Below are 14,076 nucleotides of genomic sequence, written 5' to 3'. Positions count from 1 at the left end.
ATTATCCTAATATAGAATACGCCAAATTTTGATAAGCAACAGAACCTGGCGATTTAATATCATAAAGAATTATAGGCTTTCCAAAACTTGGACTTTCTGCAAGTTTTACATTGCGAGGGATCACAATAAAGTCATCTTCGTTTCCATTAATAGTAAAAAGTTGTTTTTTAAAATTTTGTTTCAAATCATCTACAACATCTTTAGAAAGATTATTTTGAGAGCTATACATTGTCGGTAAAAATCCACGAACCCTGAGTTTAGAATTAATAGTTTTTTTGATAATTTTAATTGTATTTAAAACCATAGCCACGCCCTCAAGCGCATAAAATTCACACTGTATAGGGATAATTACACTATCGCTTGCTGCAAAAGCATTTATAGTAATACTTCCAAGAGCAGGCGGAGAATCAATAATAATAAAATCATACTCATCAATCACTTCTTGAATTTGATTTTTAAGCAGCATCTTTTTCTCATTATTTTCACCTTTAGCAAGCTCTTGTTCTATACCTACAAGACCTATATTTGAAGGAGCTAAATGAAGTTGTGGCAATTCTGTTTTTAAAATAATATCTGAAAGCTTTTTTCTTCCTATAAAAACATGGTAAATATTATACTCATAATTATTACGATTAAAACCAAGTCCTGTAGTCGCATTAGCTTGCGGATCAACATCAATCAAAAGTACTTTTTTTTCAGCCACAGCTAAAGAAGCGGCTAAATTTACTGCTGTTGTAGTCTTTCCTACTCCACCTTTTTGATTTGCTATTGTAATAATTTCGCTCATCTTAAACTATACACCCTTTTATCACCTAGTAAAATTGAACCATCTTCATACAAAAAAGAATTTTCAAGTGAAAAAACTTTACCTTCATGATGGACGCTAAATTTTCTTGATTTTTCAAATTCTAACATATACTTGCTAAAAATATTCTTCCATAAAATTTTTTTTTCTACTTTTTGCAAAAACTCACTCACTAAATCTTTAAGCAAAATTTCTATATCGCATAAAGCTGTATTTTGGGGTGAAAATTTCAGATTTAAACCCATACCGCCTATGATAAAATTTGAAATTTTAGCACTTATAACCCCTCCAGCTTTTTTATCATCTAAATATAGATCGTTAGGCCATTTAAGCCAAATTTTAGAACCTTTTTCTTGTAAAAGTTCTTTAAGTAAATAAGCAAAATAAATACTTACAGAAGCCAAAGGTAAATCTTTTGGCAAATCTTCTTCTTTAATACAAAAAGAAAGATGTAAATTTCCTTTAGAGCTTTGCCAAGAATTTTCCCTACTTCCAACTCCATTTGTTTGTTCTAAAGCATAAATAGCAAAATTTCCATCAATCTTTCCATTGCGTATTTGCTCGCATAAAAAAAGATGAGTTGAGTCTATACTTTCAACACAAACTATCTTCACTTTTAAGCCTTTTTCCATTTAAATAAGTCCTACCATCAAGAGCTTTTTTTCCACTTTCTTGAAGTTTTTTAATACGCAAAACTCCTTGTTTGCAAGCAAGCAAAAAACTTTCTTTTTCTAATTCTAAAATTTCACCCATCCTAGCATTTTGTTTTAATTCATCCACAAGTTCAAGTTCTAAGAATTTAAGTCCATTTTCCAAGAAAACTCCAGGCCAAGGGGTAAAAGCTAGATATTTTTGATAAAGTTCTCTTGCATTTTGCAAATTTATAAGCCCATCTTCTTTTTTGATTTTTCTACAAAGCGTTGCTAGACTTTCCTCTTGTTTTTTAGGGGTAATTTTATCAAAATTTAAAAGAGTGGTGAGGATGAGCTTAGCGGCCAAATTTGCTAAAAGTTCAAAAACTTCACTTGAATTTTTATCTTTTATATCACACTCTAAGCTTTCAAGTATAGCACCTGTATCAAGCCCTTCTTCCATCAGCATGGTGCAAACTCCACTTTTTTCATCTTTATTTAAAATCGCACTTTGAATCGGACTGGCACCACGGTATTTTGGAAGTAAAGAAGCGTGCAAATTCACACAAGGTACTAAATCCAAAATGGCTTTAGGTAAAATTTTTCCATAGGCAGCAACCACAATAAAATCAGGATTTAAATCCTTAATCTCTCTTATAATATTTTCATCTTTTAAAGAACTTGGAGTAAAAATAGGAATACTAGGATAATTTTGACTTAAAAAAGCCTTAGTATCACTTGGAGTTAAAATTTGCTTTCTACCTACGGCTTTATCAGGCTGGGTAAAAAGTGCTACGAGTTTAAAATTTTCATTTTCTACTAGTGCTTTTAAAATACAAGTTGCATAAGATGGAGTACCCATAAAAATAATTTTTTTCATTTTTTCGCTTTGTGTGAAATTAAAAGTTTTAATTATAACTTATTTGATTTTAAAAGAGAATTTAATAAATTAATCACTCAAACAAAGTTCCACCTATTTGTTTATCTTCTAATAAAAATGTCTTTGCCACACTTAAATCAAAGCCACTTGCTAAAAACATTTTTTTATTGTGTTCAAGTAAAAATTTAGCTGCCTTAAGTTTGGTTACTATACCACCCGTTCCGTGCTCACTACCTGTTTTTATGGTTGCTTGTAGCCATTCTTCTTTAATATGAGTGATTTTTTCTAAACGCTTTGCATCACTAAATTCACTAGGATTTTTATCATAAAACCCATCAATATCGCTTAAAATCACAAGCAAATCCGCATCAAAAAAATGCGTAGCATAAGCACTTAAGCTGTCATTATCACCAAAGACAATTTCTTCTATAGCTGTAGCGTCATTTTCATTGATAATAGGCAAAATTCCTAAATTTATCATCATATCGATAGCATTTTTTGCGTGTTTGGTAGCTTTTCTAGAGTCAAAATCCTTACCTGTAAGTAAAATTTGTCCACCTAGTTTATTAAATTTGGCTAAAAGCTCGTTATAAACACTGATTAAAAAAGGTTGTCCAATAGCGGCTAAAACTTGTTTATTAATGAGGTTTTTTCTATCGATATCTAGTTTGGTGTGTCCTGCTGAAATAGCCGCTGAAGTTACTAAAATCACTTCATATTTTTCCATGAGTTTAGCTAAAAATGCGACTAAATTTTTAAGACGCTCAAAACTTAAAGTGTTTTCTTCGCTAATCACATGAGAACCCACTTTAACAACTATTCTTTTCATGCTTATTCCTTGAAAAATTTTTATAATTTTAGCCAAAATTTCATATAAACTAGTTATTTTTGAAAAAATAGGGAGTGTTTGAAATTTTTAATATAAAACACTTCCTAGATTGTTAAAATTTTTTTTGTTATTTCTTAAAGTTTTAATTTCTTCTAAAAGCATGAATTTAAGTTCTTTAAGTCCTGTTTTTTCAAGGCTTGAGACTTTGATTAAAAAGCTTTGTGGATTATTTATTTCTTTGAGATAATTGTCTAACTCATTAATGTTTAAAGCAATTTGCTCGGCAAATTCCTCTCCTAAACGAACACTATCACTTTTTGAAATCATGATGCCAAATTTACGCCCAAAAAGTTCATTGGAAAATTTTTCAAGTTCTTTTCTTAGTACTATAAATTGTTCTTTTAAAGGCATTTGCCTCATAGGATCTAGCACGAAAAGTAAAAAGCTCGTTCTTTCTATGTGCTTTAAAAAGGCAAGTCCTAAGCCTTTACCCCCACTTGCTCCTTCGATAATCCCTGGAATATCAGCCATAACAAAGGAATTATACTCATTTACATCTACAAGTCCAAGTTTTGGAGTAAGGGTGGTAAATTCATAATTTGCAATTTCAGGTTTTGCATTTGAAACAACGCTTATAAGAGTAGATTTTCCCACATTTGGAAAGCCCACAAGCCCTACATCGGCAATAAGTTTAAGTTCAAGTCTGACTAAGCGACTTTCTCCTTTTATACCAGGTTGTGCGTAATCGGGGCGTTGATTGGTGGCGTGTTTAAAATGGGTGTTGCCAAGTCCACCTTTTCCACCTTTTAAAAAAAGCTCTCTTTGTCCTTCTTCGGTAAGATCAAGTAAAATTTCATTGGTTTGTGCATCGATAACTTGCGTTCCTTCGGGCACTATAAGTTCTAAATTTTCACCCTTTTTGCCATTTTTATTGCGTCCCATTCCACCAGCACCATTTTGCGCGCGTAATTCTCTTTTGCCTTTGAAATTTACAAGAGTGTGGGTATTATTATCACATACGAAAATAATATCACCACCATTTCCACCATCTCCTCCATCAGGGCCACCAAGTGGAACATGTTTTTCACGGCGAAAACTTACAGCACCTTTGCCACCATCGCCTGAAGCTAAAGTAATTTTAACACTATCAATAAACATTTAATTGCCTTTGACTTTAAATTTATAAAGCTAAATTTGAGTAAATAAAAGAAGTTAAATTTATAAATTTAAAGTTTTCAAGACGCTAAAAAGCGTCCTAAAAACTTATGCAGGATATACAGAAACTTTTTTTCTATCTTTGTCTTTTCTTTCGAATTTTACAAAACCATCAATTAGAGCAAAGATAGTATGATCTTTTCCCATGCCTACATTGTTACCTGCATGAGTTGCAGTTCCTCTTTGGCGGATGATGATATTTCCAGCTCTAACAAACTCGCCACCAAATTTTTTAACACCTAAACGACGACCTATGGAATCGCGGTTATTTTGAGTTGAACCTTGACCTTTCTTGTGTGCCATTCTTTACTCCTTAAGCTTTGATATCTTTTACTACAACGCGAGTAAATTGTCTTCTAAAACCGCGTTTGAGTTTAGAATCTTTTCTGCGTCTTTTTTTGTAAATCACAACTTTTTTATCTTTTCCGTGATTGATCACTTCCAAAACAACTTTTGCACCTGCTACGAAAGGCGCACCTACCTTTAATTCTTTATCATTGATAGCAAGAACTTCGCTTACTTCAATACTTGCTTTGCTTTCAGCTTCAAAGTGATCTAGTTTTAGCTCATCGCCAACACTTACTTTGTATTGCTTTCCGCTGTGTTTGATAATAGCATACATTGCTTTTCCTTATAAATTGGTAGTACCATAAAGCACCGTAATAACGGATTTAAAAGCTTTAGTGGTTTAATAAAATTTCGATTTTACAAAATTTTTCTTTAATTTTTGATGAATTTAAGAAAGAGTTTAGAGTTTGAGAAAAATCAAACTCTAAAAATTTAAAAGCCTAGATTTACTCCGCCGCCTTCTTGGGTTTGATAATTTGCATCACGACCTATAGTGTAGCCATTTCCACTACCAGTATTACTTAAAGGTCTGCAAATATCGCCCACTTTTACACTACCTTCTGTGATTTTTGCATAAGAAAATTTAGGGCTTGTGCGAGTGATTTCAATACTTCCTGTTTTGCTTTCTACTCTTCCTGTATTTTCTTTTGTATAAGTATCTTTTATAACCTTCCCAAGAGCAAAACATTCATAAACATCACCTTGATTTAAGCTTTGAGAAAATATTACTTCATTGTTTTCAACACTTGCAACTTTCAAAGGATAAATTGCGTTTAAAATATCTCCTGCTATACGATTTGCAATTTGTTTGAGTGCGGTTTCATTGGCACTAAGACTATTGTCTTTAAGATTGACTTTCATGCTTAAAGTATTAGAAAATTTAATTTGTCTTGTAGCAAATAAAAGCACACGATAATCTACGATAACTTCAATTTCAGTTTTGCTTTTTCCTGTTAAATTGCTTGTTTTTTGTTTACCTTCAAGTCCTGAAATAGAAAACAATAAAATATAATCTGTTGCTAACATATTTTTAAGTTTATAAACTTCATCGCTAGCTGCGTCGCCACTTTTGATTAAAGCTTTTTCCATTTCATAATAGCCACTAGAATCACGGTCTAAAACATTAAATTTACGACTTTGCAATAAATCAGAAATGATTTTTTGTTGCAAAGCTGAGCCTATACCTCTTTTTGCAGCATCTGGAGTAGAATCAAAAACAGTAATACTTCTTCTATTATCTGCGCTTAAACCTGGAACTTGATACTTTTTTGTTGTTGTGGTTTTAAAAATCGTTACATTGGCTGTATATTTACCATTTGCATCTTGTTCAACACTATTGATTTCATAAGTATCAGCTCTACCTTTGGTGGCTTTTGAAATTTGCTCGCTGTAATTATCTTGTATATTTGAACCTGAATTATCAGTTGAAACGCTAGTGTTAGATTTCTTAAGAGAATTGATGCTTACTCCACTCATTTTTCCTATAGCTTCTATAATGGCATTGTTTATCGCATCTTCCCTAGTCAAGCCTGTGCCTTCGCCTGTGCTTGATTTTGTTGAAGTTGTAGTCACAACTTTAGCATTAAGACTTAGGCTTAAAAATAATCCTAAAAAAAGAATTTTAATTATTTTCATCTTTTACCTTTAAAAATCATCCATACTATTTACAACATTAGAGCTTCTTTGTATGCTAGAAGATTTTTTAGCTTCATTTTTTGTTGCATTTGACTTTGAATTTAAAGCCTCATTTGTGTTAGCTAAATTTTCATAAGAATAAAATCTCACAGCTCCTACATGTTCAATACCATTTTCACTTGTATAGCTCCATTTTTTAAGAGTACGAATACCACGAATTTTACCGCTTGCGCTTGCTTTTATTTTACTATTTACTTTATCAATAATATTTGTTATGTTTTGAGTTTGTTCTTGAGTGGAACTATCATTAACATTAATACTTTGTTTGATGATTTCCTCGTAAGTATCACCAGTTGTTCTTTCATCTTTAAGACTTAAATTTGTATTAATAAACTCTATAATAGCAGCATCAGCCATAGTAAGTGCTGTTTCTTTGGCTCTATCTTCTAAAATATTTGTTTTTTTAGCATTGCTAGGATCTGCTACATAACCCCAGTTTCCATAACTTAAAATAATAGGCGCACCATTTTCATCATAAACTAAGCGAATTCCATATTCATTTAAAAAGCCTTTTGTATCTTTTGGCAGATACTCACTTATTGCCTTGCCTTTACCCTTAATAGCACTCTGTCTTGCTAGTGCCATATCTTTTGCTAATTGGCGAGTTTTATTGGAAATAACAGCAATAACACCTACATCATACTCACCTCTTCTTTGTGTAACTATAGTTTGCACAGGAACAAGTCCACTCATAGAACCTATGGCATTTGTCATAGTTTTATTAAGAAATTCTTGCTTTAATAAAGTCTTTTTTCTATCTTCGCTTAAAGAATTTGTATCTATACCTAAATCTTTTAATGCCTTATCAAGCTGAGCACCAGCTAATTGTGTAAGTTTATTTAAAATTTGATCAACCTTATCACCTTTTGGCAATTCATCAAATTCCTTAGCATTAGTAGAATTATCTGCTTCATAATTTTGAATCCTGCTTGTAGCAATTCTTCCAAAAACATCTCTTATAAATTCACTTTGCAAATTTAACATTGCTTTTTGATAAGCATTTTGTAAAGCTTGTGCAAATTGTGGATCAGTATCATTTACAGCAACAGTACTTTTTCCTGTATAAAAAGTTTTTCCATCTTTGGTTATACCATATTCTATACCGAAATTATCCGCAAATTCTTCAAAAAAATCTTCAATTGATTTTGGGGTAATATCCTTAGTACTTGCATCAGACATTTCATTTTGAGTATTTATATCTTGTTGTGTAATTTCTACAGGCTGGGAACCTTGTGCATAAAGTAAACTTGCCATAACTAAAGAGCCGATAAATAATATTTTTTTCATTTCATATCCTTTTAAAAATCATAAAAAAAGCTCAAGCTAAACACTTGAGCTAAAAATTTTATTCATAAATTAATTTTTATTTTACCAAGTAACTGTTTTACTAGAACCGGTTTTATCGATAGTTTGTTCATCTTCCCAATAAACTAAACCTGATGTTAAATCAGTAAGTCTTAGTAAGAAAAAGTATTCTACTTGAGTTTTACCATTGCTAAGTTTTACATTATCTTGTCTAATTTTACCCGCAAGAGAAAAATCAGGCGATACCAATGTCCCTTTTTTTGCTATGGTTTTTTGATTAAACTCATCATTATCTCTTAATTCTCTTACATCTTCACTCATGCTATCAAGTGCTCCGCCTGCAGCAACTGCTGAAGTTAGAACAAATTTACCTGATTTTCTTAATGCAGAAGTGATTTTTGCGGTGAGTTTTTCAGTATCGATTCTTTGCGGGGTATCATTCACAACCCTACCAATAGCAATAACCTTTCTTGTACCTGGTTTAATATTTGCAAAAGCAGGATCGCTTAACATACTATTTATCATAGTTTCAGCTGCACTTTCAAAATCTTGTCTATCAAGACCCAAGGTTAAAGCATCCCCTTTTTTCACCTGACTTGCCTTTCCATCTGTATAAGCTGTTTGCGCACAACCACTAAAAAGCAAAGCTCCAATAAGAGCTGTTCCTAAAATTTTTGTTTTTTTCATGATTTATCCTTCCTAAAATGAGATTAATTTTTTGCTTTAATTTCTAATCTAAAATCCTTCGTTCTTATATCAGATGCAAGTTTACGAAGAATCACCTCTTGTCCTGCTGGAATTCTAAGGGCTTGATAGTCCTCATTTAAAACATCTCTTAGCACAAAACCATCTTTATCTAACCAATCCACTTTATAAATTACATCTTTAGCAAAAGTACTGCGTAAAATCACTTCAAATTCTAAATAACCATTGCTATTTATACGCTTTTGAAATTGTTTTACTAAACTTTTTGGTAAATTTGAACCTAAAATTACAGTATTTTGATTTGAATTTATTTGATAACTTGGTGCACAAGCACTAAGTAAAAACATTAAAATAAATAAAATAATTTTTTTCATCTTTTAGCCTTATTTTTCCATGATAGCAACACTTGCAGGTAAATACGGAGCAAAAGAACGCACTATCACAAGAGCATTTTTATTTTTATCCAATGATTTTTGAAACAAAATATTGCCTTGTGGATCTTTGATTTCTAAATTTCCGTCGTTTTCTATTGTTGCCATGGCAATACTTTTTGGTAAACCTCTCCAAGAACGCACATCAGCTTTGTTGGTTGCAGCAGTTGCTACTGCTGTTGCAAGACTTAGCCATCCACCTGTAGAGTCATTATTTGCAACAGCTACATTTAAAGTGGTTTTAATTATAGTTTGAGCTAAGGCTTTAGCAATCATTGCAGGCATATTTATTTTAAATTCAGTAGCAACAATATTGTCTAAATCTACAAAATCATTTGTATTTTGACCATTTATATTTAAATTTGCAAAAGAAGCTTCCCTTTTTTTCAAGGTTTGTAAAGCAATATTTGTGCTAATAATTTTTTTATCCACTATAAAAGGTAAGGTTAAAGCAAATTCATCCTTAACTACACCAAATCCATTTTCATAAACTACAAAAACATATTTTTTAGCTTTTTTGACTTTTATTTTTGTGGCATATTCTTTAAAAATTTTAGCCTCTTTTTTGATAGTTTTATTTTTTGGATAAATAATAGCTACTTCTCTAAATAAATCTGTAGCTTTTCTATAATCTTTATCCATAAAGAAAAATATTGAAGCAAGATAAGTCGCATAAGGATTTATGAAATTTTTTGTTGTATCAAACTCTTTAAACAAGTTATCGTATTGTGCTTCTATAACTTTTGAGTTTTCATTCATATTTTTATCATAATTTTTATCTTCTTTTGCCTTATCTAAATCAGCACGATTTTTCTCAATTTCTTTAGCAAAATATTCTTTTGCCTTATCTTGACGCATTAAAGCACGATTAAACTCAACTCTTGCATTTTCATAATCATCTTCTTCCATATAGTTTAGAGCTTTATATATATTAACCATAATTCTTTCATATAAAGAACCATCATAATCAACTATAGTATCATTAAGCAAGGTTGTACCAACAAATTTAGCTGCTTTAGAGCCTACATTTTCTAAATCCACATCATATTTATAAGATTCTTCCGCAGCATCAAAAAATACATTACTTTTGTTAAAATCACCACAATTTCTAGCAATCAAACCTGCATTTAATCCTGTATAAATGACATCATCATTTTTTTTAATTTTTTCTAAATTTTGATTGAAAAAATCATCACCACAATATTTTTGTGTTAGAGCATTTTCAAATGTTGTATTTTGTTTAACCTGATTAACACAAGCTGTTAAAAAAAGGCAAACAATACCTGAAAAAATCAACCCAACTTTTATCTTCATTAAATTCCTTTCTTAAAGAAAATTAAAAATGAATATTATAGCGTAGTATATACTTAAAAACTAATGAAAAAATTTTAACCCTAGGAGAGAAAAACCTAGGGTTTGATTTAAATAAGCATAGGAGCTAATACAAAGCCTAATGCTACAGCAATTGCAATAGCTAAAACTCCTGGTATAAAGAAAGAGTGATTAAATATAAATTTACCAATTCTAGTCGTTCCTGTATCATCCATTTGCACAGCACCAAGTAAGGTTGGATAAGTTGGAAGCACAAAAAGTGCCGAAACTGCTGCAAAACAAGCTACAAGCATATAAGAATCATGCGGATTTGCTGCTGAAATTCCTAAAGCGGTGATAATTACAGGTACAATGGCCTTTGCGGTTGCTGCTTGAGAATATAAAAGCATACTTGCAAAGAAAAATGCAACTGCTAACATAGCAGGGGTTTGTTTAACCCAGTCGCCTGCTACTTCTTTAATAGAAGCTTCGTGTCCTGCAACAAAAGTATTTCCAAGCCATGCTACACCAAAAACGCAAACACAAGCAGTCATACCACTTTTAAATACACTGGTATCAAGAATTTTACCTGGTTCAACTTTACAAAGCCAAGTGATCAAAGTTGCTGCAGTAAGTAAAAAGCTCATAATAGCTGCATCTCTTGGAACCACAACAGGATCAATCCATTTAATATTGCTTGAAATTGCGGTTGCATAAAGCACAACTGCCAAAACAGTGATCAAGAAAATTCCTACTGAAAGTTTAGCACCTGGTTTATCTTCACCATGTAAAATAGCTCCTGCATCTTTAACAAGTCCTGCTTTTAAACGTTCTTGATAAACGCTATCTTTGCTTAAATCCATAGGAGTGATTAAACTCACTATAAAAGCTGTAAGCATACAAGCTATAAAAGTTGTACTGATCCAAATTCCAATTAAAGTTGGATAATTCCATCCAAGTGGCTCTAAAACGCCGCTCATATAAACCACAGCTGCACTCACAGGAGAAGCAGTGATTCCAATTTGCGAAGAAACAACCATTAATGAAAGTGGAACACTAGGTTTTATATTTTGAGATTTTGCAACATCAACTACAACAGGCATTAAAGAAAATACTGCATTTCCTGTTCCTGCTAAGATTGTAAGCAACCACCCACAAGCTGGAGCTAAATAATTTATAAATTTAGGGCTTGATCTTAAAATTTTTTCTGTCACCCTTACCATATAATCAAGTCCACCTGCTTGTTGCATAGCAGAAATTGCTGCAATAGCTGCAGCAATAATTAAAATAACATCCCAAGGAATATTACCAGGTTTCATACCTAAAACAAGTCCTAGTATAACTACACCTAATCCTCCAGCATAACCTATAGCAATACCGCCTAGGCGAATACCGATAAAAATCGCCCCAAGAAGGACGATTACTTGCAAAATTATCATTATATCCATATTAAATCCTAAAATGCTATTTTTTAGCTTCCATGTGAGGATTTAGCATATTTGATGGAGTTAAAATTTCATCAATTTGTTCTTTACTTAAAAGCCCTCTTTCAAGCGCAATATCAGCCACTCTTTTTCCAGTGTTCATTGCCTCTTTAGCTATAGAAGCTGAATTTTCATAGCCAATATAAGGATTTAAAGCTGTTACTATACCTACTGAATTATAGACGAAGTCTGAACAAATTTTTTCATTTGCAGTAATACCATCTATACATTTATCAGCTAAAGTATACATTGCTTTTTCTAGCATTACAATAGAATTAAATAAACTATACGCTGCAACTGGTTCAAAAACATTAAGTTGTAATTGTCCACCCTCACAAGCAAAAGTTACAGTTACATCTGCTCCAATAACAAAATAACAAACTTGATTAACTACTTCAGGAATAACAGGATTTACCTTACCTGGCATGATAGAACTACCTGGTTGCATTTTTGGAAGATTAATCTCATTAAGACCACATTTTGGACCACTGCTTAAAAGTCTTAAGTCATTACATACTTTAGAAAGTTTTGTTGCAACACGTTTTAAAACACCTGAAATTTGTACATAAGCTCCCGTATCTTGAGTCGCCTCGATCAAATCCTCAGCCACAGTATATTCAAAACCTGTCACTTCTCTTATTTTTCTTTCTACAACCTTCGGATAATCAGGATGAGAATTAATTCCCGTTCCAATAGCAGTTCCACCCAAATTGATCTCTAAAATCAATTTTCTAGCTTCTAATACTCTTTGTATATCTTCACCTATCATTACGGCAAAAGTTTTAAATTCACGACCTAAAGTCATAGGTACAGCATCTTGCAGTTGGGTTCTACCCATTTTAAGAACATCTTTAAATTCTTCAGCTTTTCTCTCATAAGCTTTTTTTAGATGTTCCATAGCTTTTGCCAAATCGCTTAAATAATCATGCAAGGCAAGGTGTAAAGCTGTAGGATAAGCATCATTAGTACTTTGACTTAAATTAACATGATCATTTGGATGAAGATATTGGTATTCACCTTTTTTATGACCCATAAGTTCAAGTCCTATGTTTGCTATAACTTCATTAGCATTCATATTTGTACTTGTTCCAGCACCTCCTTGGATCATATCTACTACAAATTGATCATAATACCCGCCTTCTAAAATTTTATCGCACGCTTTAATAATCGCATCTTGGATATTTTTATCCAAAAGACCTAATTCATGATTTGCCATAGCTGCAGCTTTTTTTACTCTAGCCAAAGCTCTAACAAAGCGAGGAAAATCTTTTAATCTATCATGAGAAATATCAAAATTTTCAACAGCTCTAAAAGTTTGCACTCCATAATAAACCTCATCAGAGATTTCTAATTCCCCAATAAAATCATGTTCTTTTCTTGTTCCCATTTTGAACCTTTCATAAAAGTATTTTAATTTAAAATCAAAAATTTTTGATTTAAATCATAAAATAATGATATTGCATTTTTAGTTAATAATTGGTTAATAAGAAAACTACTTTCAAATACAATAAATTAAGTATTTTTATATCCTATTATGTCTTTATATTTAATTTTTATTAATATAAAAAATTTTATTTACTTCAAAAAAAATTAATATATTTTTGCAAGCTTTTTTGTTAGAATAAAATTTTTAATAATTTAAATAATTAGGGATAATATGGAAGAAATTACAATAAACATAGATAAGATTAAAATAAATGATGACTGGAAAGAATTTTTAAGAGACGAATTTCAAAAAAAATATTTTCTAGAAATCAAAAAACAATACCTAAATGCGATTAATCAAAATATAATTATTTATCCACCTGCAAATTTAATCTTTAATGCTTTTAATTTATGTCCTTTAAAAGAAATTAAAATTATTATCCTAGGACAAGATCCTTATCATCAACCAAATCAAGCAATGGGGCTTAGTTTTTCGGTTCCAAAAAATGTAAAAATCCCACCAAGTCTTAATAATATTTTTAAAGAATTGCAAAATGATTTAAACATCACTCCAGCAAAAAGCGGAGATTTAAGCTCTTGGGCAAAACAAGGAGTTTTGCTCTTAAATTCTATTCTTAGCGTTGAAGCAAATAAAGCAGCTAGTCATAGTTCGTGGGGTTGGCAAGAATTTAGTGATGCTATAATACATAAATTAAGTAATGAAAAATCAGGACTTGTTTTTATGCTTTGGGGAAATTACGCAAAAAGCAAGGAGATTTTGATTGATAATACTAAGCATTTGATTTTAAAAGCAGCCCACCCAAGCCCTTTAGCTAGAACAGGATTTTTAGGTTGTAAGCATTTTTCAAAGGCTAATGAATTTTTAAAAAAAGTTGGTAAAATTCCTATAGATTGGAAAATAGTTTAAAAAATTATTTTAAATTTTAATAAAAATATTAAAATATATTTATTTATTTAAAAATAAATCATATTTCTATGAAATATATTGTA

Annotated in this window: 15 protein-coding genes; 1 reads left to right on the top strand and 14 read right to left on the bottom strand. The window is 31.3% G+C overall.

Features of this window, described 5'->3' with window-relative positions; all coding sequences use genetic code 11:
* Position 1: 1 nt before the first annotated feature.
* The 14 genes from AJN56_RS05685 to aspA form a co-directional block, all read right to left on the bottom strand.
* Positions 2–787, bottom strand: coding sequence for a ParA family protein (locus AJN56_RS05685; protein ID WP_002851697.1), 786 nt, complete (start codon positions 785–787; stop codon positions 2–4).
* A complete protein-coding gene (locus tag AJN56_RS05680; protein ID WP_002857777.1) occupies positions 784–1,437 on the bottom strand; it encodes a biotin--[acetyl-CoA-carboxylase] ligase in 654 nt (217 codons plus the stop codon). Before AJN56_RS05680 ends, AJN56_RS05685 begins: the two co-directional genes overlap by 4 nt.
* Entirely contained in the window at positions 1,400–2,317 is a 918-nt protein-coding gene (fmt, locus tag AJN56_RS05675; protein WP_002857720.1) for a methionyl-tRNA formyltransferase, read from the bottom strand. The genes AJN56_RS05680 and fmt overlap by 38 nt, the downstream gene beginning before the upstream one ends.
* Before the next feature lie 73 nt (positions 2,318–2,390).
* Positions 2,391–3,146, bottom strand: coding sequence for a glutamate 5-kinase (gene proB / locus AJN56_RS05670; RefSeq protein WP_002851769.1), 756 nt, complete (start codon positions 3,144–3,146; stop codon positions 2,391–2,393).
* An 87-nt stretch (positions 3,147–3,233) separates the two neighbouring features.
* Positions 3,234–4,304: a GTPase ObgE gene (gene obgE, locus AJN56_RS05665; protein WP_002857785.1), complete on the bottom strand. Its 1,071-nt coding sequence runs from the start codon at positions 4,302–4,304 to the stop codon at positions 3,234–3,236.
* A gap of 105 nt (positions 4,305–4,409) precedes the next feature.
* Positions 4,410–4,664 (bottom strand): 50S ribosomal protein L27, encoded by a 255-nt coding sequence (gene rpmA / locus AJN56_RS05660; RefSeq protein ID WP_002800974.1) that lies wholly within the window; start codon positions 4,662–4,664, stop codon positions 4,410–4,412.
* Positions 4,665–4,674: 10 nt separating this feature from the next.
* Positions 4,675–4,983, bottom strand: coding sequence for a 50S ribosomal protein L21 (rplU, locus tag AJN56_RS05655; protein WP_002778820.1), 309 nt, complete (start codon positions 4,981–4,983; stop codon positions 4,675–4,677).
* Between the two features lie 158 nt (positions 4,984–5,141).
* Positions 5,142–6,344 (bottom strand): CsgG/HfaB family protein, encoded by a 1,203-nt coding sequence (locus AJN56_RS05650; protein WP_002857763.1) that lies wholly within the window; start codon positions 6,342–6,344, stop codon positions 5,142–5,144.
* Between the two features lie 9 nt (positions 6,345–6,353).
* Positions 6,354–7,691 (bottom strand): DUF6844 domain-containing protein, encoded by a 1,338-nt coding sequence (locus tag AJN56_RS05645; RefSeq protein ID WP_002857751.1) that lies wholly within the window; start codon positions 7,689–7,691, stop codon positions 6,354–6,356.
* An 81-nt stretch (positions 7,692–7,772) separates the two neighbouring features.
* A complete protein-coding gene (lpoB, locus tag AJN56_RS05640) occupies positions 7,773–8,396 on the bottom strand; it encodes a penicillin-binding protein activator LpoB (RefSeq protein WP_002857753.1) in 624 nt (207 codons plus the stop codon).
* Positions 8,397–8,419: 23 nt separating this feature from the next.
* Positions 8,420–8,788 (bottom strand): DUF1425 domain-containing protein, encoded by a 369-nt coding sequence (locus AJN56_RS05635; protein WP_070246428.1) that lies wholly within the window; start codon positions 8,786–8,788, stop codon positions 8,420–8,422.
* A gap of 9 nt (positions 8,789–8,797) precedes the next feature.
* Positions 8,798–10,159 (bottom strand): COG3014 family protein, encoded by a 1,362-nt coding sequence (locus AJN56_RS05630; RefSeq protein ID WP_002857765.1) that lies wholly within the window; start codon positions 10,157–10,159, stop codon positions 8,798–8,800.
* A 107-nt stretch (positions 10,160–10,266) separates the two neighbouring features.
* Positions 10,267–11,604, bottom strand: a complete 1,338-nt coding sequence (locus AJN56_RS05625) for an anaerobic C4-dicarboxylate transporter (RefSeq protein ID WP_002857725.1) — start codon at positions 11,602–11,604, stop codon at positions 10,267–10,269.
* Positions 11,605–11,620: 16 nt separating this feature from the next.
* Positions 11,621–13,027: an aspartate ammonia-lyase gene (aspA, locus tag AJN56_RS05620; protein ID WP_002854440.1), complete on the bottom strand. Its 1,407-nt coding sequence runs from the start codon at positions 13,025–13,027 to the stop codon at positions 11,621–11,623.
* 270 nt (positions 13,028–13,297) lie between these two features.
* Between aspA and ung the strand changes: the two genes are divergently transcribed.
* A complete protein-coding gene (ung, locus tag AJN56_RS05615; RefSeq protein WP_002854281.1) occupies positions 13,298–13,993 on the top strand; it encodes a uracil-DNA glycosylase in 696 nt (231 codons plus the stop codon).
* The last annotated feature ends 83 nt before the right edge of the window (positions 13,994–14,076 follow it).

This window comes from Campylobacter sp. BCW_4319 (genome assembly GCF_001764435.1).
Lineage (GTDB): Bacteria > Campylobacterota > Campylobacteria > Campylobacterales > Campylobacteraceae > Campylobacter_D > Campylobacter_D jejuni.
Note: the sequence above shows the minus strand (reverse complement) of the source record. Positions and strands in the feature narration are given on the sequence as shown.

Excerpts from the sequence above, each read along its gene's own strand:
- fmt (WP_002857720.1), bottom strand. The coding sequence starts at position 2,317 with ATGAAAAAAATTATTTTTATGGGTACTCCATCTTATGCAACTTGTATT.
- aspA (WP_002854440.1), bottom strand. The coding sequence starts at position 13,027 with ATGGGAACAAGAAAAGAACATGATTTTATTGGGGAATTAGAAATCTCT.
- rplU (WP_002778820.1), bottom strand. The coding sequence starts at position 4,983 with ATGTATGCTATTATCAAACACAGCGGAAAGCAATACAAAGTAAGTGTT.
- lpoB (WP_002857753.1), bottom strand. The coding sequence starts at position 8,396 with ATGAAAAAAACAAAAATTTTAGGAACAGCTCTTATTGGAGCTTTGCTT.
- AJN56_RS05625 (WP_002857725.1), bottom strand. The coding sequence starts at position 11,604 with ATGGATATAATGATAATTTTGCAAGTAATCGTCCTTCTTGGGGCGATT.
- AJN56_RS05645 (WP_002857751.1), bottom strand. The coding sequence starts at position 7,691 with ATGAAAAAAATATTATTTATCGGCTCTTTAGTTATGGCAAGTTTACTT.
- AJN56_RS05635 (WP_070246428.1), bottom strand. The coding sequence starts at position 8,788 with ATGAAAAAAATTATTTTATTTATTTTAATGTTTTTACTTAGTGCTTGT.
- ung (WP_002854281.1), top strand. The coding sequence starts at position 13,298 with ATGGAAGAAATTACAATAAACATAGATAAGATTAAAATAAATGATGAC.
- proB (WP_002851769.1), bottom strand. The coding sequence starts at position 3,146 with ATGAAAAGAATAGTTGTTAAAGTGGGTTCTCATGTGATTAGCGAAGAA.
- AJN56_RS05650 (WP_002857763.1), bottom strand. The coding sequence starts at position 6,344 with ATGAAAATAATTAAAATTCTTTTTTTAGGATTATTTTTAAGCCTAAGT.
- AJN56_RS05680 (WP_002857777.1), bottom strand. The coding sequence starts at position 1,437 with ATGGAAAAAGGCTTAAAAGTGAAGATAGTTTGTGTTGAAAGTATAGAC.
- AJN56_RS05630 (WP_002857765.1), bottom strand. The coding sequence starts at position 10,159 with ATGAAGATAAAAGTTGGGTTGATTTTTTCAGGTATTGTTTGCCTTTTT.
- AJN56_RS05685 (WP_002851697.1), bottom strand. The coding sequence starts at position 787 with ATGAGCGAAATTATTACAATAGCAAATCAAAAAGGTGGAGTAGGAAAG.
- obgE (WP_002857785.1), bottom strand. The coding sequence starts at position 4,304 with ATGTTTATTGATAGTGTTAAAATTACTTTAGCTTCAGGCGATGGTGGC.
- rpmA (WP_002800974.1), bottom strand. The coding sequence starts at position 4,664 with ATGGCACACAAGAAAGGTCAAGGTTCAACTCAAAATAACCGCGATTCC.